The sequence below is a fragment of the Bacillus suaedaesalsae genome (genome assembly GCF_016890225.1).
In the GTDB taxonomy this organism is placed as follows: Bacteria; Bacillota; Bacilli; order Bacillales; family SA4; genus Bacillus_BS; species Bacillus_BS suaedaesalsae.
The window spans coordinates 140,462-161,308 of sequence record NZ_JAFELM010000039.1 but is presented as its reverse complement, the minus strand read 5'-3'; the positions used below and the strand labels follow the sequence as shown (position 1 = coordinate 161,308).

Genomic DNA, 20,847 nt, shown 5'->3' with positions numbered 1-20,847 from the left:
TTATGTAAAATAGGGCAACTATGTAGAAACTATGGGAAAAAGGAGTGTGTAACCCATGATTATGAACCATCGTATAGAGAGGGACGGCACGATCCTCCTATTCCTTGACCCATCGTTAACCGAATTTGCCCAAGAGCTTGAACACGGTGAACAAGGTAAAAAGGTAACCTTACAACAAAGTGTTATGGATTACGTCAGAGAACGTGTCCCAAATGCAAATGGAAAAGTGATAAAAGTAATGCTAGGATCAATTGTTGTTACGACACTAGCATTTGGAGTGAATAATACATCTGAAGCAGAAGCTTCTACAATTGATTCTATACAAAGCCAGCAAAGCGTATATACTGTTCAATCTGGTGACACTCTTTCAGGTATTGCGAAACGCTTTAACACAACGGTTACAGATATTAAACAATTAAATAATTTAACATCAGATGTTATTTATATTGGTCAGTCATTAAAAATGCCATTGACTACTTCAACCGTAACAATAAGTACGTATACCGTTCAAAGCGGAGACTCCTTATCTGTTATAGCAAAAAGATTTGGAACAACTGTCGATCAGTTAAAACAAATAAATAACCTAACATCAGATACCATTTTTATAGGACAATCGTTAAAAGTGTCAGGGACAAGTACAGTTACACCTGCCCCATCACCAACTCAGAACACATCAACGTATACTGTGCAGTCTGGGGATTCATTATCTGTTATTGCAAGAAAGTTCAACACAACTGTTACGAACCTAAAGCAGCTGAACGGATTAACATCCGATACGATTTATGTAGGACAAACGTTAAAGGTATCAGGGACTGTTTCCACACCAGAGGCGACAAGCTCTTATACAGTGAAATCAGGAGATACATTATCAGCTATTGCAAGAAGTTTCGGAATTACAACAACCGAGCTTAAACAAGCCAATAATTTAACATCCGACTTAATTAGAGTAGGACAAGTGTTAACCATTCCAAGTGCAGGAACCGCAACGCCAGCACCAGCACCGTCACCTACTCAAACCCAGCAAACAACCGAGCAACGAATGCAAGCTCTTCTGCAAGACTCTAAAAACTACTTAGGAGTTCGGTATGTATGGGGCGGGGAGTCACCAAGTGGATTTGACTGCTCAGGGTTTGTCTATTTTATGTTTAATAAACATGGCTTTGACTTTCCGAGACAAACATCGGGTGATTACTACAAAATGGGAACGGCTGTCTCGAAAGCGAATTTACAGCCAGGAGACCTTGTATTCTTTGGGGTCAATACTCCGGGAGTTGTGTCACACGTAGGGTTCTATATGGGAGACGGTAAATATATATCTGCAACCTCATCTAGCGGGATTGCCATCGTCTCAATGGACAATGTCTATTGGTCAAAATATTACATGGGTGCCAAACGGGTTGTATAGAAAAAGGATTGGTGAATTTTTCACCAATCCTTTCATTTTTATTCTTCACCTATTGGGGTTCCATCCTCATTTTCCGGAACTTGATCTTCTGTTTCGATGATTTCGTTTCCTTCGGCTTCGGTTGGAGTTGCCTTTTTAAGTTCAAAGTACTTATCTAATACTCTTTGACCAATCTTTTTGTTTACAGGGTTTTTATCTGTATCTAGATTTGGTACAACAATCGCAAACGCAACTTCAGGATTGTCATAGGGTGCATAACCAACAAGTGTTAAATTATAAGTAGACCAAGTATGTTTGAGCTTGCCGTTTTCATCACGTTCAAAAACAAAAGATTGAGCAGTACCTGTTTTACCAGCAGGATTGTATGGCGAATTCCCAAACCATGCAGTTGCAGTTCCTCTCGGCTCCTGCATTACACGTCTAAATCCTTCTTGAACTCTATCAAGATATTCATCACTCATATCGATTTTATTTAAGACAACGGGTTCAAAAGGTTTAACGACTGGACCTAGTTCATTTTCTAACGTTGGCTGGCGAATTTCTTTTACAATTTGTGGCTTCATACGATAACCATCGTTTGCAATCGTTGATACATATTGAGCTAATTGCAAAGGTGTGTACGTATCAAATTGCCCGATTGCATAGTCCAACATTAACCCCGGATTTGAAAGTTTTCCAGGGTACCCGATACTTTCAGAAGGTAAATCAATTTCTGTTTTAACACCTAATCCAAATTGATGGAAGTAGCTTCTCATGTTGTCGAGAGCTTCAGGCTTTAAAGGTGTTGCCATATATGGACTATAATTTACGCCCATCATTTTAAGAGCAATATTAAACATATAAACGTTAGAGGAAAGCTTTAATGCATTACGGTCATCAACACTTCCTAATACTGCATAAGATCCTTTCGGTTTCGTATTTCCTTTGAAATACATAGGGCGGTCATTAAAAACTGTACCAGGATTAATTACACCTGCTTGCATACCAGTTAAAACTGTTGCACCTTTAACAGCCGAACCCATCGCATAGGCAGAAGTAAAGGTTCCAAGAGCATGGTCTTCGACGACGTACTGACCATTCTTTGTTTTAATTTCTTTTCCTGCAAGTGAATAGATTTCCCCGGTTTTCGGATTCATCATGACAACATATGCACGGTCTAAGAAACGAGCACCTTTACCTTTTTTTGTTGCAAGAAGCTCTTCTTCAATGATTTTCTCAACTTCAGCCTGAAGCTCAAAGTTGATTGATAAAATTAAGTCATTTCCACTTTTACCTTCATTGATTACTTCTGTATTTAGAACATTCCCTGCCTTATCCGTAATGTTACGGATTTTTTTCTTTTGCCCGGCAAGAACGTCTTCATACTCTTCTTCTAGCTGACTTTTCCCAACACGATCATCACGGCTATAGCCACGAGCTAAGTAATAATCCAGTTTATCAGCGGGTAGCCCTTCATCTGCAGACGTGATACTACCAAGAACTGAGTCGAGAATTTCAACGTGTAAATCACGATCCCAGTCTGTTGTTACATCAATATTCGGTAAGCCTTCTAAGTTTTCACTCACGATGGCTAGTTCTTCTGTCGTAATTCCATCCTTACCTTTTTTGATGATTTTAGGAGTTAGTGATGTTGCACTTACCATCTCTCTGAAGTAGGATACAACATGCATTTCATCATTAGTAATCTCACTTAAATCTTCCTCTGTAATACGAGAAAGCTGAAGTTTATAGGCATCTTTCTTTTTCCACTCTTTTTCCGTTAACTTCGCTTTCGCACGCTCGGGACGAGTTAAAATCCAGTAATCTTTGAAATCACGTTCAGTAATCTTTTCAAAGCGTTCTTCGTTTTGTGGAACAAGCTCCGCTAGCTTTTGAGCAATGTCTAGCATTTCTTCAGGCTTTGTCCCTTTTGGCTTCGTATACGTAATCGCGTTCTTTGCAACATTATCTACAATTGTTCGATGATCACGATCATAAATAACCCCACGCGGAACCGAAACACTAACCTCAAGGTTTTCCGTCCGATTCACTTCCTTAACATAATCCTCACCATACACAATTTGAACAAGACCAAGCCTTACAATTAAAGCCGCGAACAAACAGAACACAATGAAAAACAAAAAATTCAACCGAAGAGGGACATGTGTTTTCTTCTTTTTATTCATATCTATTTCCTTTCTAACTATAGTAAAGGGACTGTCCCTTATTTATTTGGCGAAATCCCAGCATATTCTGGCGATCTCGATCATTAATCTGGCGTAATTTAAATTATTTTGGCGAAATCATCCAATAATTTGGCGAAATTTAAAATAAATCAGCGAACCAATACTTATTCTAAAAAACCATCTAAAAATAGTGTATCATACATTATCCAAAATATGTCTATTGGAAGTGATAAGCCGTACTTTTCATTATAACATCATTGTATGTTGAGGGTGAATGGAAAAGGATAGACGATTATGTCTATCCCTTCAGTTTTTTTGATGTTAGTTCTAGCTTCTCTTTGGCTACTTGTAAACTTTTATGATCGTTTTCGACCTCTAAAAAGACAATACTTTTTGAAAGGAAGCCATGTGCTTCACTATACTTTTTCATTTGTAAATAATTGAAGCCGATATGATAATGTAATTTTCCTAATAACCTTAATCTATGATGGTCAACCGTCCATTTGATAGCTTCTAAACATAGTTCATTTGAATAATCATATTCTTTTTTTCGTGTATATGTCTTTGCAAGGTTATAAAATAGTTTAGTTTTTATCGTAGCTTCTTCAATATATGGAATTTTTTTATATTGTTTCAATGCTTTTTCAAAGGTTTCTATTGCGCTATCCATATCCTTACTTTCAAAATGAGTAATGCCGATACTATTTAAGATTTCAATATTTCTCTCCGATTGCAGCTTAGGAGAGCATATTGACAAACTCAACGCTTCTTCTAATAGGGAAAGAGTCTCTTCTTTATTATTATTTATATAATAGAGTGCAACACCTTCTTGCCATTTTAAAAATTGTTGATTAACTCGATTTTCTTGGAATACGCGTTGCTTGCTTTCCCTCTTAATATATGAGTATGCGTTCTCATAATCTTGGTTCTTTATGTAGTCTCTGATTTTCTCTTTCACATTTTTAGCATAATCTACACTCGTATGAGTTGCTGTAAGGAAAAAGTAGTCAATTGGATAACCTAAAAATTCTGCTATTAATAGTAGGTTTGGGGCATTGGGTGTATTCCCGGTATTGCCATTTTCTAATTTAGAAATTGCTGCTTGTGATAAATTTACTCCGTCAGCTAATTCCTTTTGAGTTATTCCTGCCATTAGACGTAGATTTTTTATTTCTTCTCCTAATCTTTCTGAATCCCATTTCAACATTTTAATCACTCTCCATGAAAATAAAACCAAAATTATACAAAAAATCAATATAGTGAGAATTTTGAAGAAAAATGTAGATATTTATATTCTAAATTATCTAAATCGCCTGAGCGAGGTTTTTCTTTTTCTTGTATAGTAATTTCTCGAAAGGAGGGATTTAGATGAAGAAATGGATAATCGGACTTGCTCTACTTGCAGCAGTAACAGTACTGGTAATTGTAGATGCAGGGTTAACAACAAATATTGCAATCGATCAATTACCATCAGAACACTAGAAACTGGATGACCCACATCCAGTTTCTCTTCAAAGGAGGAATCCGTAATCGATAACTATTATTTAGCAGGTATTCGTGTGAGTGGGTTGTCGAACGTGAGGGGAGAGCGGCTTAGTCCGGTTCAGCTTGTGTTTTCTGGTGGGGATCCGGATGTCGGATTGGTTGGACGATTTTCTGATGCTGTCTTTCAGTCTGCTAGAATACTAGAAAATCAAGTGAAGGAACAGAGGGATGGATATCACCCAGAGCCACCGCCTTCAATTGAGCTGTTGTATGCTTCGAAGGATGGGACAGATGGTGTGAGTGTTACAATACTATTCCATCAAACCGGACCTTCTGTTATTTTTTATTCAAAGAAATCCCCTACGAAGGACCCCGGAACATTTAATCAATTAACTATTCCTAAAGTGTTAGAAAAACTATGTATTGGTTATGAAAATCGATATTCTTACTTCACGATTCCAAATGTCGAAAAAAATTGTCAAATTTAGTGGAAAACGTTTTTTTTATATGTGCATGATGTGAAAATCAAAATTTCAAACGACAAAAGTTAATTATTGTAAGAAGAAGGGAGTGCAAGAGGGGATTTTGCTGATTTTACTAGTAATAAAGACTCGTTTACGATATGTCCAAGGAGGGGGATTAAATTGATAAACAAGGTCATTTTAGTAGGAAGATTAGTAAAAGATCCAGAGCTGAAATATTTAGAAGATGGAAAAGCTGTTACTTCTATTACTCTAGCAGTTAACCGCAATTTCAAAAATCAAAACGGAGATTATGATACAGATTTTCTAAATTGCACACTGTGGAAGAAAAATGCAGAGAACACAGCTAACTACTGCCGAAAAGGTTCTGTAATAGGTGTGACTGGAAGAATTCAAACGAGAAGCTACGATAATAACGATGGCCAAAGAGTATATGTAACAGAAGTCATTGCAGAAGGCGTTAAATTTTTGAGCACAAAAAAAGAAGCGCTAGTGTAAGGAATGTTATCTGAAGGGAGTGATGTCATCAAGAGTAAGGAGCGGCAGATAGCACTAAAGTGAACACCTCTTTTTCCACATTAGAAAGAATCAACGAACTCTTCTCTATACTTGCTTATCTTTGAATAAGCAAGTCCTCATTTTTGTTACTAGCCTGTTAGGGCTAGTTTTTTTCATTCCTAATGGATAGCGGGCATATTCCTCAAAATAACTGGGTAAACTTAATAGAAAGAACTCAGGGGATGTGATTCGTATGGATCATGAGTACGAAGGAAATCTGGTAGTCGGCCTATTTTGGGGAACGTGTATTAGTATACCGTTATGGATAGCTGTATTTGGTTGGATAAAATTAATAGTAAAGTGATAAACCTACTTACACATGTAAAGTAGGTTTTCGTTTGTTTTGTTATACTAGATGTAAAAAACAGGTGAATAAGATGAAATATAAAATACTAATATGGCTCCCCGTGGTGGTAATAGCGTCAATCATATTTTGGTTTTCCGACCAACCTTATCAAGAGCAGGACGTGAAACCATTTCTCGGTGATTTTATCAATGAAAAATGGATTGAAGGAAGCTTTGACTGGGTTCAGTTTGATTATGCAGGGTATGAAGTTAGCACTGAAAAATTAGGCGGAACAGCTTTCGTTGAATTTTTTATTCGAAAAGGTGCTCACTTTGGGATATTCTTCTTACTCGGATTTTTTACATATCGAGCACTCATCCAAACTTTATTAAAAAGACGCATTACAACCGGATTTATAAGCTCTATTGTTTTCGTTTTTATTTATGCAGTACAAGATGAACTACATCAACACTTTACAGGAAACCGAACGCCACTTATACATGATGTAGGTATTGATACGATTGGAGGAATCGTTGGGATTAGCTTATATATGTTATTTAATCATTGTAATCCCAAACAATGACCCAATCTCCCTTATGGTCTACCACATAAACATCTTGTAGGAAGCTAAACGAACCGTATTTCCCGTTATATTTTTGTGTGACAACAAATTTATAGGCTACCTTATGGGAGTCCGTCTCTTTTGACATTCTCCAGTTTTCGACCTTGTCTTCCTCTTCTATTGTATAGGAAAAGGTATCAGCACCGAAGTGACCAATGAAAACGTGAGCACGGTCTTGAATATAGTCACCTTGTTCAAACTTCTTTTTCATATCAGGATGAAGTAACTCCCAGGAGTTAGAGAAATCTCCATCTTGCTCATACGCATAAAACTGATCAACAACACGTTCTGCCTGCTGACCTCCTGAAAAGAGGAATGAACCTAATAAGTAAAGGATAAAGATACCTAGACAGATGATTCCCATCGGCAGTAGGGGTAAATTTCTTCGTCTTCGCATAACGATCTCCTTTTGTATAGATAAGCTATATAAAAGGATATGATGACAAGCAGAGGATTATTAACAACAAAAAAGCCTTGGCCCAAAAAGACCAACGCTTTCTCAACTATTTCTTCACCTTCGCAGACATCAACCGATAAAAAGACTGCCACTCTTTCGCTTTGTCTTTATGTTTTGGGTCAATGATTACTTCCTCTTTTTTTGCTTTTTTCTTCGCCATCTATTCACCACTCCAGCCTGAGCGTAATGAGAATAATTCGTGTAGATCACGAGTGGACAGCTCTGTAATCCATGCTTCACTTTGGATAATTTCTTCGTTTAGTTGTTGCTTTTTTTCTAGCATTTCATCTATTTTTTCTTCCAATGTTCCATTCGTAATCAGTTTGTGGACGTGAACGAACTTCGTTTGACCAATACGATAGGCACGGTCGGTTGCTTGATTCTCAACGGCAGGATTCCACCAACGGTCATAGTGAATGACATGGTTAGCAGCCGTTAAGTTCAGACCTGTTCCACCAGCTTTTAATGAAAGAATGAGGAATTGTTGTTTACCTTCCTGGAAGTCTTGGATCATTCGGTCACGCTCGACCTTCGATGTACCACCGTGAAGGAATCGAACAGGTTCCTTGAACTCATTTTCTAGAAACTCGCGAATCATGTTCCCCATTGAAATATACTGAGTAAAAATAATGCAGCTTTCTTCTTGATCTCGAATATTTTGTACAAGCTCAGCTAGCTTTTCCATCTTATTTGAACGAGTCACAATATCTTTTGGCTTTTCTTCCTTCAAATAAAGACTTGGATGATTACATACTTGCTTCAGCTTGCCGAGCATTTTCAAGACAAGTCCTTTTCGTTGCATGCCGGTTAATGCTTCAATTTGTTCGAACGTATCTTTTACGAGCTGTTCGTATAATGAAGCTTGCTCAACGGTTAACGCACAATATTCCTTTTGTTCCTGTTTATCCGGTAAATTTAACGCCACTTCTTGATCCTTTTTCGTACGACGCAGTAGGAATGGTCGAATCATTTTTTGCAGCATTTCCACCCGTTCCTTTTCGTGATCGCGTTCAATTGGAACAACAAAGCGCTTATGAAACTGAGTTAAACTACCAAGATAGCCTCTATTAATAAAATCATAAATGGCCCAAAGCTCTGATAAACGGTTTTCCATTGGAGTACCCGTCAACGCAATATGATGATTACCGTTTAAACTTCTTACCGAGCGGGATTGCTTCGTATCAGCATTTTTAATGTTTTGCGCTTCATCAATACATAAAGAACTCCACTGAATGTCTTGAAGCTCTTCAAGGTCTAAATGAGCAAGACCGTAAGAAGTAATGACAATATCAGCATCTTTAATTGAGTTTTTGAACTGTTCTTCTTTTTTACGATTCGCTCCGTAATGTAAATGAACGTTAAGAGAAGGAGCGAACTTTTCAAGCTCTCGTTGCCAGTTGCCGAGAACGGAGGTTGGGCAAATAATTAATGCTGGTGTTTTCGGATTCTCTTTTTCTTTGACATGTAAAAAGTACGTAATCATCTGCACCGTTTTACCAAGACCCATGTCGTCCGCTAGACAAGCTCCAAACCCAAAACCACGCAAGAAAGAAAGCCATTCAACACCATGTTTTTGATACGGTCTTAGTTCTCCTTTAAAGGTAGCGGGTACTTCAACTGGAGGAAGCTCTTTTGCCTCAGTAAGCTTACGAATCATGCCAGATAACTGCTCGTTAATTTCGATTTGAATGTGACGGAATATTTGAGCCGATTCAAGCTCCTCAACGTTAGCTTCACGATCTTCCTGCAAGAGCTCCTGCTCGAGCACATCCCAAAAACGCAAGCCTTCACGATTTGCTTTTTGCATAATCGTTTGTACTTGTTTAATGAAGTTAGGGTCTAAACGAATCCAACGACCTCGAATGTTTATTAGCCTTCGTTTTTCCTCGACCAGCTTTGTAAACTCTTCCTCTGATATGTCAATTCCGTTCGTCGATAAGCGCCAGTCGTATTGGATAATCGCATTCATGCCAACAAACGATTGCCTCGAAGAACTTGGAGAATTTTTAACTTTAGCTTTTAGCTGAGCCTGTGAATCTTTAATCGACTGCCACCAAGAAGGTAGTAGGATTTCAACACCTGCACTCGTCAAGGTTGTACTCGCACCAGTTAAAAATTCAAATGCTTCTATTTCGGATAATGTTTGTTTAATTGATTCGCCATGCTGTAACCATGGAATTAAGGAAGTCCAACGGTCAATGGCTCTTGTAATGGAAAGGGAGGACTCTTCATCTAGCTCGCGAACTTCGTTTAAAGGAATCAACTCGTCTGGAATTTCCTTGTCACGCAACACCACTTCTAGATGCCAGTCAAGGCCATCTTCCAAAGGTTCTTCTAAACGTAACCCAATACGGAAACGTGAAGGGTCTTCCTGCCACCCAATTTTCTGGAGCCAGTCGTCTTCATCTACAACCATCCCTTTCTTTTTCAATAAAGGATAGCGGGACTGTAATTCCTTCCACTGCTCGAATAGTTCCTGATCGGATTCAATAAACTCTTGAACAGCTAAGCTGAACAATTCTTTTTCTGTATCAGATAAGACAAGGGAAGTGTGTCGCCACGCTGTTTTCCCTTCTAGCCATGCATCAAAATCTGGCATGAAGTCCCCAAATTGAATTGCCTCCATGAGGGCGCTGGCAATCGTTTTGAGATACGTTGCATCTTCATCCCAATGAATTCTAGATAAAGAATTTTCGTTTGGGTTTGCTAGATAATCTAATGCGATCCAAGGGGAGAGGAGAGCACCTTCCTGCCGCTTCCAATCATGCTTTTTTAGAAAGGTTCCGTAAAAGGTAGCTTCATGTCTTGCGAAGGCGTCATGTTTCCAATCCTCCAAATCAAGTGAAAATCCAGCTTCATTTTCACACCATAAAAACATCCCTTTATCAGAAAGCCACTCTGATCGTCCAATCATTGTTTTAATTTCTAACATGAAGCAACTTTCCTCTCTCTAATTCCTCTTGAAAAGCACGTAATCGTTTATGTTCCGTTGCCAAACGGTCAATGAATTCATCCCAGCGTTCCACTTGCTTTAACTTTTTATAATACGTTCGCAGTTTTTTTAAATAACGAACCGCTAATTTGTAAGAAGGTCGATTTCGCCCCTTAATGGCTTCATTCACAGCCCTGTGATAGAGGGGAATTAACACCGTGATATCGATAGCTTCAATTTGTTTTAATAACTCACGAGGTTGTTCATCAATTTGATAACCGACAAGCATTTGTAAATCAGCCCACGTGTCGTAATTTTGATTTTCGAGCAAATAGTGATCAAACTCCTGAAAACTATAAGGAAGCAATGACTTCAAAACCATTTCATAACTAGATGGATCGTCAAGTTGTTTTGCATTTTCCTCATAGTAAGGAAGAAACTGCCGTGTCATGTTGCGCTTTGAGTGATAATCAATTAAACGTTTATGATGTTCCTCCAAAATCTCAAGTGTTACATCTAGCCAAATACGTTGACGTTGCCATTCCTGCGCCGGTTGTAGATTGGCTATCCAGAAGTAATAAAAACGAAGGATGTTCCCTTGAATAGTAGTTAACAGTTTAAGAGCTGCATCGTCGTCTTTTTCTAGATAGGCTAGATGCGCTAAGGCAAACTGGCACTCAACAGCAAAGGACTGTTTCCGTTTAATAAATTCTTCTTTTTTTTCAGTAAGAAAAGCTTTCTCTTCTTGAATCCATTCTTTTCGGAGCAGAACATTCCAAACGAAAAAGTACGCCATTAATCGTTCATATTGATATTCATTGCCAGAAAACAGCAGCTGCGATAAATGTTCGCGTGTATCTTTTAATAAAGATTCAGCCGAAAGAGGAATGGCTAAACTTTTAATTTCGACTAAGCGCTCATAAACGTTATTAAGCAATTCACTCATGTAAGGATACACGTACGAATCCTTACTGCTAATTGAAAGCTTAGACTGTTCCGACTCTTCCACAAGCTTTTGCATCGTATAGATGGCAGCATGGATGATAAATAAATCCTTTATAAAAGGAGTCTGAGGTGCACTTTTTCTCAGGTCTTGAAAAAAGACACGATAAATCGACTCAAACAGAAACAGTTGATTAAAGGAAAAACGATCCTGCTTATGCTTTTCCTTAAACGCATGATAGCTTCTTTTGAAATATGTATACCAAGCACTCACTTTTTCTCCAATAACCGATTTCTCTTCTTCCTCTTTTGTTAGGTCCTTTGGCCTAGCTTTTGTGATATCCAGTTTTTTACTACTTTTCCAATCCTGGAAGAAATCCCCTACCCTTCCAACCATCGCATAACTATAGAAAAAAGTGGCTAATTTATGTCGGCAAATTCCTTCAACCGAACAAGAACAGCTGCTCAATACGAAAACATCTAAATCAAGTGATACATCGTATAGCTTCTCATCCTGAACCTGTGCCTCTATATAACGACCTTCCATCTTCGCGTTAAAGACATGGCCTTGTCTATATAAATTCAAGCCCTTCTTCATCTTCACTCGATCATAATCTATATCAGGACTGAGCTCTCTCATGATTTCCTCTGCGCAATAATCAAGCTGTTCCTTCGTTAACTCACTTTGCAACATGCTTTCACCACATTTCTTTTGCCGTTTCTAAAAAAGGTTATTTCCTTATTATACCGTATTTTCTTTGAATCAAAAATGATTAAGGTATACAAAGGTATATCTCTATTTCAAGCACTCTTTACATAAACTTAATGATATATATAACTTCTCATATATGTATTTTTTTTATAATAGAATGAAAGATATGTTAACTGTTAGATCAGAGAAGGAGGAGGTTTGGCGATGAGAGTTCGAAAGGCGATTATACCAGCAGCTGGTTTAGGTACCCGATTTTTACCCGCAACAAAGGCACAACCAAAAGAGATGCTTCCAATTGTTGATAAGCCAACAATTCAATACATTGTGGAAGAAGCTGTTGCTTCAGGGATAGAAGATATTATGATAATAAGCGGTCGTGGGAAAAGGGCAATTGAAGATCACTTTGACAAATCATACGAACTGGAAGAAACACTTGCAAAGAAAGAAAAATGGAATAGCTTAGAGGAAGTGCAACTCATATCAAGATTGGCAAATATTCATTACATTCGTCAAAAAGAACCGCTTGGACTCGGGCATGCCATCCATTGTGCCAGAAGATTTATCGGTGACGAACCGTTTGCAGTTTTACTTGGCGATGATATCGTCCACTCTCAAAAGCCGTGCCTTGGTCAACTGATAGAAGTGTTTAACCGATATCAAACAAGTGTAGTAGGAGTGCAGAGGGTGCCTGAAACAGACGTGTCCAAATATGGAATCATTGGATACAAGGGACAAGAGCTAGAAGAGAATCTACTTAATGTGAGTACACTTGTAGAAAAGCCTTCAATTGAGGATGCACCCTCATCCTATGGAATTATGGGTCGCTACATACTACGTCCTGAAATTTTTACAATTTTAGATGATCTGCAACCAGGTGCAGCAGGTGAAATTCAGTTAACAGATGCGATCAGAGAACTAAATAAAATCCAGGCAGTTCTCGCTTACAATTTTGAGGGAGTTCGTTATGATGTAGGGGATAAGTTTGGATTTATTAAGGCGACGATTGATTTTGCTATGATGAGGGAAGAACTGAAAGAGCAATTACTAGAGTATGTAGTAGAGTTAATACAGAAGAAAGGTCGATAATTTCCCAATATAAAAAGGAAGGGGAATTCCCCTTCCTTAATTTTTATCCTTTTTTCCTTTAACCTTTTTAATAAGGGCAATAACTCCACCAATTGCAGCGACAATTAAAATTCCAAACTTCTTAACAAAAACTAGTAGAGTTGCTAGTAACCCGGACTTTACTGCTGCCACTCCTGCACCACCAGTAATGAGTGCAGCCAATCCAAATTGAGCAATTTTATCCTTCTCTGGATCAAAGTCTTCATAACGTTGTCCTTCTTTAAAAGAAAATCCTTCTAAGACTCTATCCACTTCAGGGATTAATCGTTCAAGTTCAGAAGAATCCGCAACTAATACAGCAGACACACTTCCAAAACGATTCAATAAACGCACGTTATAGTTAACGATAGATTCACCTTCACTTTCTAGCTCTAACGCCCAAGCGAGGTTTTTCGTTTTGCTATCAAAGAACGGTTCCTTCGTCCAACCGATTACATTAATGGGAGCAAAGCCATCTTTCTCAAGCTCTTTATTTGCTTCTTCATTTCCTTCTTTATACGATGCTAAAATTTCATCTGCATCAATTTTTTCTTCAGTAGGGTTTTCAATGTATCCTGTTGTATCGTCGTATTCAAAGATAATAAACCAGTCTTCATCTTCAGAAGCAGGATAAATTGAACCAATCTCAAGTCCTGTTTCATAGTTTCCAATTTCATTGTTAAAAGCAACGGTATCTTCTTTGTTCAAGAATACATAGTCTTCACTAAGTTCAATCGTTGCAAGGTCATCAACATCTACAGTGGTCGGACCTGAAATCCAATTTAACTCGCCTTCTGCAAAGGCTGGTGTTACAAGTTGTAGGATAAAAATAAATACTGCAAAATAAGTGAATAATTTCAGTTTCAAAAGTGGGTCCCCCTCAAAATTTGTCGAAATCAAAGTGAGTATAGCATGAAAGAGGGAGGCTGGATATGGTATTTTTTGTTGGAAAAAAAAGAGCAGCCACACAAGGTAGCTACTCTGTTGATCGATATTTTTTTCTATTGCTTCTACGAGGAAGACCTTTAATAGTTAAAACATCCTTCATCTTCTTCCGAGGTCTTGGAGTTAAAACGGCTGGCATCATTAAGAGAGAGGAATTGTAAACGAGTACTGGTATTTCTTCAGAATCATCATAGATTTTGCCGGATAATGCGTGTTTAGTTTCCACTTTGATTTTGTAGAATCCAGGCTGTGTTGGGGTCCAATTGAGTGTACTGTTCGGCGAATAGTCTTGCAGTTCTACCCAGTCTGAGCCATCGTAGACAGAAAAGCGATATTCTACCCCTTTCATCATGTTGGTTGAGGCGTTCAACATAAAGTGATGTAGGTTTTTTTGTAGTCCTTTTCCGTTTACCTGCAGCGCTTGCAAAATTGCGGGTTCATAGATGAAATAGTCCATGACTAATTCAGAATCATATTCTGCTTTGCTAAGGCTGTGTTTTGCTTGGATTTTAAGTTTATAGTCTCCTGACGTTTCAGGTTTCCAGGAAACAATCGGTCCACGCTTGAATTCTTGGATTGTTAACCATTTATCCCCGTCATGGACGAGCACCTTAAAGAGGTTTTGATCATCATTGTTTGAAGCTCCAACGATTGCGATAGAAGAACTTAATTGTTGGGGACTAGCTACATCTGTTGAAATAGCTTCTAAAATGGCAGGTTCAAAAATGGTGAATGTGAGTTCTTTTTCTTCATCTGCCTCTTGATTGGATAGATGATGTCGAGTTTGTACTTTTACTTTGTAGTCACCTGGCTTTGTTGGATTCCATGAAAAAGCTCCTGTATCAGAATACTCTTGTAAAATTCGCCATGTATCTCCATCGAAGACGGAGTACTGGATATGATTTGTAGAATTGTTTGTTTCGGTAGAAAAAGAAATGCTTGAATTTGTAGGAAGTGGTCCCTCTAGGTTTGAACTAATGATTTTAATGTTGGCAGGTACGTATATATCAAATTGTATTTCTTTTTCATCGTCGTACGCTTTATCGGAAACTGAACTTTTTATTTGAGCCTTGATACGGTATGTGCCGTCTTTCGTCGGAATCCATTTTAGTTTGTTTGAATGGGAGAAATCTTGAACCATTTCCCAATCGGTACCATTGTGTACAAGGAATTTATAAAGAGAGTCTACTGAAGTAGCTTTATTAGTAGAGACAGTGATGGTGGTGTTCTCAGGTTGAGGACTTTCTTTGTTGACGGTAACGGATTTAATCTCACTGTAAGTTACATAATCCTTGGATGCTGCGATTGCTTCGAAAGACTTTGAAGTGTTAGTAATATAAACAGTGGCATATATGTCAATTTGATCAAACAACCACCGTACTTCTTCATCATACATCCTGACGCAGCCTGAACTTGCGTACGTTCCAATGGAAGCAGGATTCGCATTTCCGTGGATGGCATAGGTCGTACCATAGGTGCCTCTTGCATTCAGACCAAGCCAACGATCTCCTAAGGGATTCTTTGGATCACCACCGGGAATGTTCTCTTTATAATACGGGCGGTTTTTAATCTTATTTACAATTTGAAACGTCCCCTCCGGAGTTAAATCCTGACTCCTTCCAGTCGCAACCTTAAATGTCCGTACAAGATTACCATTTTCAAAGAATGCTAATTGATTGGTTCGTTTATTTATAATAATTAACTGATTCCCCTCATTAGCTTCTACCTCTATGGCAATAGTCCCAAATAAAAATCCGATAAAAACCACCACAAAACTAACTAAAAACCTCATAATATCCCCCACTTTTATCTCACGTTCCCCTTTCTATCACACTATGGGAGGGACTAGGAATATATGCATGTACAAACGGAAAAAAATGGTATTCGACAGGTGCCAGGCACGCCCCGGATTTTCTTGTTTCACAAAAATGTTTCACACGCACAAAGCATAGAAAAAGCCCACCTAAAATAGGTGAGCTTTCGATCTATAATAATAGGAATCCAAGAGAGATTACTACTCCGCTGACAAGGAGAATCATGACGCAGTAGCCCATGATGTCTTTTGCTTTTAAGCCTGCGATAGCTAGTGCAGGGAGAGCCCAGAATGGTTGGATGAGATTCGTCCATGCATCTCCCCAAGCTACGGCCATGGCTGTCTTTGCATAGGACACACCGAGCGTTTGTGCTGCTTCAAGCATAACAGGTGCTTGAACGGCCCATTGTCCACCACCGGAAGGGACGAAGAAATTGACGATTCCGGCGCTGAGGAATGCAAAGAATGGGAAGGTGTGCTCGTTGGAAATCGCCACGAAGGCTTCTGACATAACGGCGGCTAAACCAGAAGTTGTCATCATACCCATAATTCCTGCGTAGAACGGGAACTGAATGATAATTCCACCTGCACCTTTTACAGCTTCCAATACTGCATCCAAAAACCTCTTTGGTGTACCATGGAAGAGAATGCCTAGGAACAAGAATAAGAAGTTAACGATGTTCAGGTTTAGGTTGAATCCGTTGTTTACGAAGTAATAAACAAGGAAGCTGACACCGAGTAAAGCCGTAACTATTGATACAATTTTACTGTTCTCAATACGTTCTGCTGGTGTCATCGATGAAAAATCATGTTTCGCATCTTTAGAGGAAGGTTCATCTTTCAACAAAGCCGGGTCGACTGTAATGGTTTCCTCTTTTGAGGGATGCATGAAGCGGTTTAGAACTGGTAGTATTAGAAATAATGCAAGAACAATAACAACATTAAACGTTGCGAAAATCGTTTGGCTTGTTGGAATAATACCGATTAAATCCTGTGAAAAATGACCTTCTGTCGCAATCGTTAGTGGAATGGATCCTGAAAAGCCACCATGCCATACAATAAACCCAGAGTAGGCACTTGCAATTAAGAGTCTATAGTCCACTCCAGAAACTTTACGAGCGAGTTCCTTTGCAAAAAGAGCCCCAATAACAAGCCCAAATCCCCAATTAATCCAGCTTGCGATAACCGAAATCACGGTTACTAAAATAATTGCCTGACTAGGAGACTTTGCTTTTCCTGCAAGAGCACCCAATCCCTTTTTGAAAATAGGGCTACATGCCAACACATACCCAGTAACAAGCACCAACACCATCTGCATCGAGAATGCTAGTAAACTCCAAAACCCATCTCCCCAATACTGAACCATGTTGATTGGATTACTGTCTGTAAAAATCAACCCAAGACCAAACACAACAAACGTCAAAATGACAACAAACAAAAATGGATCAGGTAAATAACGTTGCATGATACGGTTGAATAATGAGATAAGTCCCTTCATAACATATCCTCCTTTTCATAATTGTGCTAAAACTCTACTAAACTATATGAATAGTGGAGACAAGTTATGAATAGAGAATTGAAGTTGGCCTTGAGCACCTTTGTGAGGAAAGAAGAGAAGTATTCTACTAGTAGTTTTGGACTTTATAAAATCATAATTGAAATGCATAAGATGAAAGAGAAGATATTGAAGAATATAAAAAAGCCCTACTATAGGGCAAGGGGAGTAGATCTATTACAGCATATAAGCGAAAACGTATGGTAATTATAAGATATAAAAATGTGCCATGAGTATAATGAAATTTATTCCAGTTTTCATAATCATTACAGCACCACCCATATAGGTTATGTCTTATATTTACAATTTATCAGGAATTTGTTAACTGTATTTATGAAAAGTGTAAAGTTCTTGTTAATAACACATGTTTAGAAAATATATTGACTTTATTGCACAATCGTATTAAAGTACTATCTATGAATCTTAAATTCTGAATTTAATAGCAATTCTCTTATCAAGAGAGGCGGAGGGACTGGCCCTATGATGCCCGGCAACCGTTCCATTTATGGAATTGGTGCTAAATCCTGCAAAACAAGTATTTGTTTTGACAGATAAGAGAGGAATACACATACATTGTGAAAGCCTCTCGAATCGTCGAGAGGCTTTTTACGTTCACGTAATTCCTCTCCCTTGTTTACGTGTAGTGATGGTACGTGCACATACCATGACGAGTTACATAAACGCCAAACTAACTAAAAAGGGGAAATTCAAACATGAAACAAACAATTGTAAAAACAGCATTAACATCCGCATTAGCATTCTCTTTACTACTAACAGGCTGTTCAGCAGGTGGAAATTCAGAAACAGCTGTTACAAAAGAAAAGGTAACCTTTGAAAACGTACCGGAACGATTCGCAGCAGGTGAAGGAGCAAAGATAAAAGTAATCCGTAAGATTGGCGGAGATGATCATACAGCACAATACTTAGCAGGGGCAAAAGCAGAAGGGGAGTCACTAGGCTTTGAAGTGGATGTATTTACTGCAAATGGAGATTCTGCCAAGTTCCTAGATGCAATCGATCAAGCAGCAACGCAAGATTATGATGGAGTAATCATCTCTCACGGTGATGATGCAGCAACAGTTGAAGGAGTAAAGAAGCTAAAGGAAGCTGGCAAGGAAGTTGTCACATTTGACTCGAACCCAGATATCGCTTCGGTTGGTGGAGTAACACTTACTTCTCAAGACGACGAAGCACTAGCAAAGCTGGCACTTGATCAACTTGTAAAAGAAACAAACGGTGAAGCAAATATCGTATACCTATGGGTAGACGGATTCCCTCCAATGGTTCGTCGTAACGCGGTGTACCAAGAAACATTAAAAGCAAACCCTGGGATAAAAGAAGTTGAGCGTTTTGGAGTAGCAGCAGCTGACACTTCCGTTCAAACGCAAAACGCAGTAGCAGCTATGTTAAATAAGCACCCAAAAGGTGAAATTGATGCGATTTTTGCAGCATGGGATGCATTTGCAATTGGGGCAACACGCGCAATCCAAGAAGCAGGACGTAATGAAATTAAAATCTACGGTATCGACGTATCGAACACAGACCTCCAAGAAATCCAAGCTGAAAACAGTCCTTGGAAATACACAGCAGCAGTAGATCCAAAGCTTATTGGTGCAGTGAACTTACGTTTACTTGCTAAGAAGCTAGCTGACGAAGAAACACCTGAAACATATGACCTTGAAGCATCTTTAATTTCACAAGAGGACCTTCGTAAAGCGGATGGGGCTGTTAACATGGAAAGCCTTGCAAAAATCATTGACGGATGGGGAACTTCCACTGCCTTTGAAGAAGACTGGATGAAGGTATTAAAGGATCACTATACAAAGTAAAAACCCTAAGGGGACACTCTTCTTACTGAAAAAGGAGAGTGTTCTGCCTGTTTTAGGAGGAGGGCAGCAAATGGCAACACTTCATATGAAAAACATCTCCATTGAGTTCCCAGGTGTTAAAGCATTACAAAACGTTGATTTCACAACTGAAACAGGTTCCGTTCATGCATTAATTGGTGCAAATGGAGCTGGTAAATCAACGTTAATGAAAGTACTATCTGGTGCTTACAATCATTACACAGGTGAAATCAAGATAGATGGCGTAAATCTACCGATTCGTACACCAAAGAATGCACAAGATAATGGAATTCAAATTGTGTACCAGGAAGTAGATACAGCACTCGTTTCCTACCTATCAGTCGGCGAAAATATTATGCTAAATGAATCCAAAAAGCTCTTCTTAAACTGGAAGGAGCTTCATAAAAAGGCTACTGAAGTTCTGAAGAAATTGAATGTAAACATACAGTCTCAAAAACTAGTAAGTGAGCTAACACTTGCCGAGAAGCAAATGGTTCTAATCGCAAGGTCCATTTCAACGGAGTGTAAGTTTCTCATTTTAGATGAACCAACTGCACCTCTTAGCCAAAATGAAACAAAAGAGCTGTTCCGAATTGTGGGGGACCTCAAGAGAAATGATGTTGGAGTGATCTTTATTTCACACCGCTTACCGGAAATCTTCGAACTGTGTGATGAAATCACGGTCATGAGAAACGGCGAGTTTGTTTCAAAAGAAAAAGTCAAAGACACTACTCAAAATAAAGTCGTGGAGCAAATGCTTGGAAAAAAGCTTGAAGAACAGTTCCCAAGTCATGATGGAGAAGTAGGGACTACTTTATTAGAAACTAAAGGACTTTCAGATTCTAGTAAAGTAAAAAATATCTCACTGACTGCATCTCAAGGGGAAATCGTTGGAATTGCTGGATTAGTAGGAGCAGGAAAGACAGAGCTGTGTAAAACGTTATTTGGGCTTTCTAAAATAACTCAAGGTAGCATCTATTTAAACGGTAAAAAGATTAAACCAAAAAGCCCATATGAAGCTTTGAAGCATGGTCTTGCATTAGTTCCAGAAGAACGTAGAAAAGAAGGAATACTAGTCTCGGAGACTGTCTCCACTAATTTAACGGCGGCCAACTTAAATCAATTTACTTCTTTTCTCAGTTTTCTAAACTTAAAAAAAGAAAAACAACAAGCAGTAGAACTAATCAATCAACTAGGAATTAAAACGCCTTCTACAGACGCACTTGTTCAAAACCTCTCAGGAGGAAATCAACAAAAAATCGCAATCGGCAAATGGCTCATAACAGACGCGGATGTGTACATGTTTGATGAACCAACAAAAGGTGTTGATGTGGGAGCGAAGAAAGATATCTTTAATTTGATTGTAGGTCTAGCGAAGCGGGGCAAAGCAGTCATCTATGCTTCATCAGAAACATCAGAAATTATGGGGCTATCAAGCCGAATGTATGTCATGTACGACGGTCAGTTCTTAAAAGAATTAATCACATCCGAAACAAATGAAGAAGAAATCTTATATTACTCAGCAGGAGGCAACTAG

General features: G+C 38.6%; 16 protein-coding genes and 1 riboswitch. Of the genes, 8 read left to right on the top strand and 8 right to left on the bottom strand.

Features of this window, described 5'->3' with window-relative positions:
• Positions 1-55: 55 nt before the first annotated feature.
• Positions 56-1,405 (top strand): C40 family peptidase, encoded by a 1,350-nt coding sequence (locus JR050_RS16020; RefSeq protein ID WP_204204530.1) that lies wholly within the window; start codon positions 56-58, stop codon positions 1,403-1,405.
• A gap of 38 nt (positions 1,406-1,443) precedes the next feature.
• On the opposite strand, the gene JR050_RS16015 is transcribed toward JR050_RS16020, so the two are convergent.
• On the bottom strand, positions 1,444-3,570 hold the full coding sequence (locus JR050_RS16015; protein WP_204204529.1) for a peptidoglycan D,D-transpeptidase FtsI family protein: 2,127 nt from the start codon (positions 3,568-3,570) through the stop codon (positions 1,444-1,446).
• A 298-nt stretch (positions 3,571-3,868) separates the two neighbouring features.
• A complete protein-coding gene (locus tag JR050_RS16010; protein WP_204204528.1) occupies positions 3,869-4,777 on the bottom strand; it encodes a helix-turn-helix domain-containing protein in 909 nt (302 codons plus the stop codon).
• Positions 4,778-5,129: 352 nt separating this feature from the next.
• Here JR050_RS16010 and JR050_RS16005 point away from each other — a divergent pair, with 352 nt between their 5' ends.
• From JR050_RS16005 to JR050_RS15995, 3 genes are all read left to right on the top strand, one after another.
• The gene (locus JR050_RS16005) at positions 5,130-5,543 is read left to right on the top strand and encodes a hypothetical protein (RefSeq protein WP_204204527.1); all 414 of its coding nucleotides are present in this window, start codon (positions 5,130-5,132) and stop codon (positions 5,541-5,543) included.
• 156 nt (positions 5,544-5,699) lie between these two features.
• Positions 5,700-6,035 carry a single-stranded DNA-binding protein gene (gene ssb, locus JR050_RS16000; RefSeq protein ID WP_204204526.1) on the top strand — a complete coding sequence of 112 codons (336 nt, stop codon included), beginning with the start codon at positions 5,700-5,702 and terminating at the stop codon, positions 6,033-6,035.
• Between the two features lie 437 nt (positions 6,036-6,472).
• The gene (locus tag JR050_RS15995) at positions 6,473-6,964 is read left to right on the top strand and encodes a VanZ family protein (RefSeq protein WP_204204525.1); all 492 of its coding nucleotides are present in this window, start codon (positions 6,473-6,475) and stop codon (positions 6,962-6,964) included.
• Here JR050_RS15995 and JR050_RS15990 read toward each other — a convergent pair.
• The 3 genes from JR050_RS15990 to JR050_RS15980 all read right to left on the bottom strand — a co-directional run bounded on the left by JR050_RS15990 (position 6,939) and on the right by JR050_RS15980 (position 12,028).
• Positions 6,939-7,400 (bottom strand): hypothetical protein, encoded by a 462-nt coding sequence (locus tag JR050_RS15990; RefSeq protein ID WP_204204524.1) that lies wholly within the window; start codon positions 7,398-7,400, stop codon positions 6,939-6,941. The two genes, JR050_RS15995 and JR050_RS15990, sit on opposite strands and share 26 nt — an antisense overlap.
• A gap of 220 nt (positions 7,401-7,620) precedes the next feature.
• Complete coding sequence (locus JR050_RS15985) at positions 7,621-10,392, bottom strand: DEAD/DEAH box helicase (protein WP_204204523.1); 2,772 nt, start codon at positions 10,390-10,392, stop codon at positions 7,621-7,623.
• Positions 10,379-12,028, bottom strand: a complete 1,650-nt coding sequence (locus JR050_RS15980; RefSeq protein ID WP_204204522.1) for an SWIM zinc finger family protein — start codon at positions 12,026-12,028, stop codon at positions 10,379-10,381. The genes JR050_RS15985 and JR050_RS15980 overlap by 14 nt, the downstream gene beginning before the upstream one ends.
• 222 nt (positions 12,029-12,250) lie before the next feature.
• Here JR050_RS15980 and galU point away from each other — a divergent pair, with 222 nt between their 5' ends.
• The gene (gene galU / locus JR050_RS15975; protein ID WP_204204521.1) at positions 12,251-13,132 is read left to right on the top strand and encodes a UTP--glucose-1-phosphate uridylyltransferase GalU; all 882 of its coding nucleotides are present in this window, start codon (positions 12,251-12,253) and stop codon (positions 13,130-13,132) included.
• A gap of 36 nt (positions 13,133-13,168) precedes the next feature.
• On the opposite strand, the gene JR050_RS15970 is transcribed toward galU, so the two are convergent.
• From JR050_RS15970 to JR050_RS15960, 3 genes are all read right to left on the bottom strand, one after another.
• A complete protein-coding gene (locus tag JR050_RS15970) occupies positions 13,169-14,017 on the bottom strand; it encodes a DUF2167 domain-containing protein (RefSeq protein WP_204204520.1) in 849 nt (282 codons plus the stop codon).
• 109 nt (positions 14,018-14,126) lie between these two features.
• Positions 14,127-15,887: a triple tyrosine motif-containing protein gene (locus tag JR050_RS20720; protein WP_204204519.1), complete on the bottom strand. Its 1,761-nt coding sequence runs from the start codon at positions 15,885-15,887 to the stop codon at positions 14,127-14,129.
• Between the two features lie 193 nt (positions 15,888-16,080).
• Complete coding sequence (locus JR050_RS15960) at positions 16,081-17,406, bottom strand: short-chain fatty acid transporter (RefSeq protein ID WP_204204518.1); 1,326 nt, start codon at positions 17,404-17,406, stop codon at positions 16,081-16,083.
• Between the two features lie 66 nt (positions 17,407-17,472).
• Between JR050_RS15960 and JR050_RS15955 the strand changes: the two genes are divergently transcribed.
• From JR050_RS15955 to JR050_RS15945, 3 genes are all read left to right on the top strand, one after another.
• Positions 17,473-17,670 carry a hypothetical protein gene (locus tag JR050_RS15955; protein WP_204204517.1) on the top strand — a complete coding sequence of 66 codons (198 nt, stop codon included), beginning with the start codon at positions 17,473-17,475 and terminating at the stop codon, positions 17,668-17,670.
• A 241-nt stretch (positions 17,671-17,911) separates the two neighbouring features.
• Positions 17,912-18,021, top strand: a riboswitch (SAM riboswitch).
• A 155-nt stretch (positions 18,022-18,176) separates the two neighbouring features.
• The gene (locus JR050_RS15950) at positions 18,177-19,292 is read left to right on the top strand and encodes a sugar ABC transporter substrate-binding protein (RefSeq protein WP_204204516.1); all 1,116 of its coding nucleotides are present in this window, start codon (positions 18,177-18,179) and stop codon (positions 19,290-19,292) included.
• A gap of 70 nt (positions 19,293-19,362) precedes the next feature.
• Positions 19,363-20,847: a sugar ABC transporter ATP-binding protein gene (locus tag JR050_RS15945; RefSeq protein WP_239454436.1), complete on the top strand. Its 1,485-nt coding sequence runs from the start codon at positions 19,363-19,365 to the stop codon at positions 20,845-20,847.

Coding starts and splice junctions, on each gene's coding strand:
- JR050_RS16020 (WP_204204530.1), top strand. CDS start 56: ATGATTATGAACCATCGTATAGAGAGGGACGGCACGATCCTCCTATTC.
- JR050_RS16015 (WP_204204529.1), bottom strand. CDS start 3,570: ATGAATAAAAAGAAGAAAACACATGTCCCTCTTCGGTTGAATTTTTTG.
- JR050_RS16010 (WP_204204528.1), bottom strand. CDS start 4,777: ATGTTGAAATGGGATTCAGAAAGATTAGGAGAAGAAATAAAAAATCTA.
- JR050_RS15995 (WP_204204525.1), top strand. CDS start 6,473: ATGAAATATAAAATACTAATATGGCTCCCCGTGGTGGTAATAGCGTCA.
- JR050_RS15990 (WP_204204524.1), bottom strand. CDS start 7,400: ATGCGAAGACGAAGAAATTTACCCCTACTGCCGATGGGAATCATCTGT.
- JR050_RS15985 (WP_204204523.1), bottom strand. CDS start 10,392: ATGTTAGAAATTAAAACAATGATTGGACGATCAGAGTGGCTTTCTGAT.
- JR050_RS15980 (WP_204204522.1), bottom strand. CDS start 12,028: ATGTTGCAAAGTGAGTTAACGAAGGAACAGCTTGATTATTGCGCAGAG.
- galU (WP_204204521.1), top strand. CDS start 12,251: ATGAGAGTTCGAAAGGCGATTATACCAGCAGCTGGTTTAGGTACCCGA.
- JR050_RS20720 (WP_204204519.1), bottom strand. CDS start 15,887: ATGAGGTTTTTAGTTAGTTTTGTGGTGGTTTTTATCGGATTTTTATTT.
- JR050_RS15960 (WP_204204518.1), bottom strand. CDS start 17,406: ATGAAGGGACTTATCTCATTATTCAACCGTATCATGCAACGTTATTTA.
- JR050_RS15955 (WP_204204517.1), top strand. CDS start 17,473: ATGAATAGAGAATTGAAGTTGGCCTTGAGCACCTTTGTGAGGAAAGAA.
- JR050_RS15950 (WP_204204516.1), top strand. CDS start 18,177: ATGAAACAAACAATTGTAAAAACAGCATTAACATCCGCATTAGCATTC.
- JR050_RS15945 (WP_239454436.1), top strand. CDS start 19,363: ATGGCAACACTTCATATGAAAAACATCTCCATTGAGTTCCCAGGTGTT.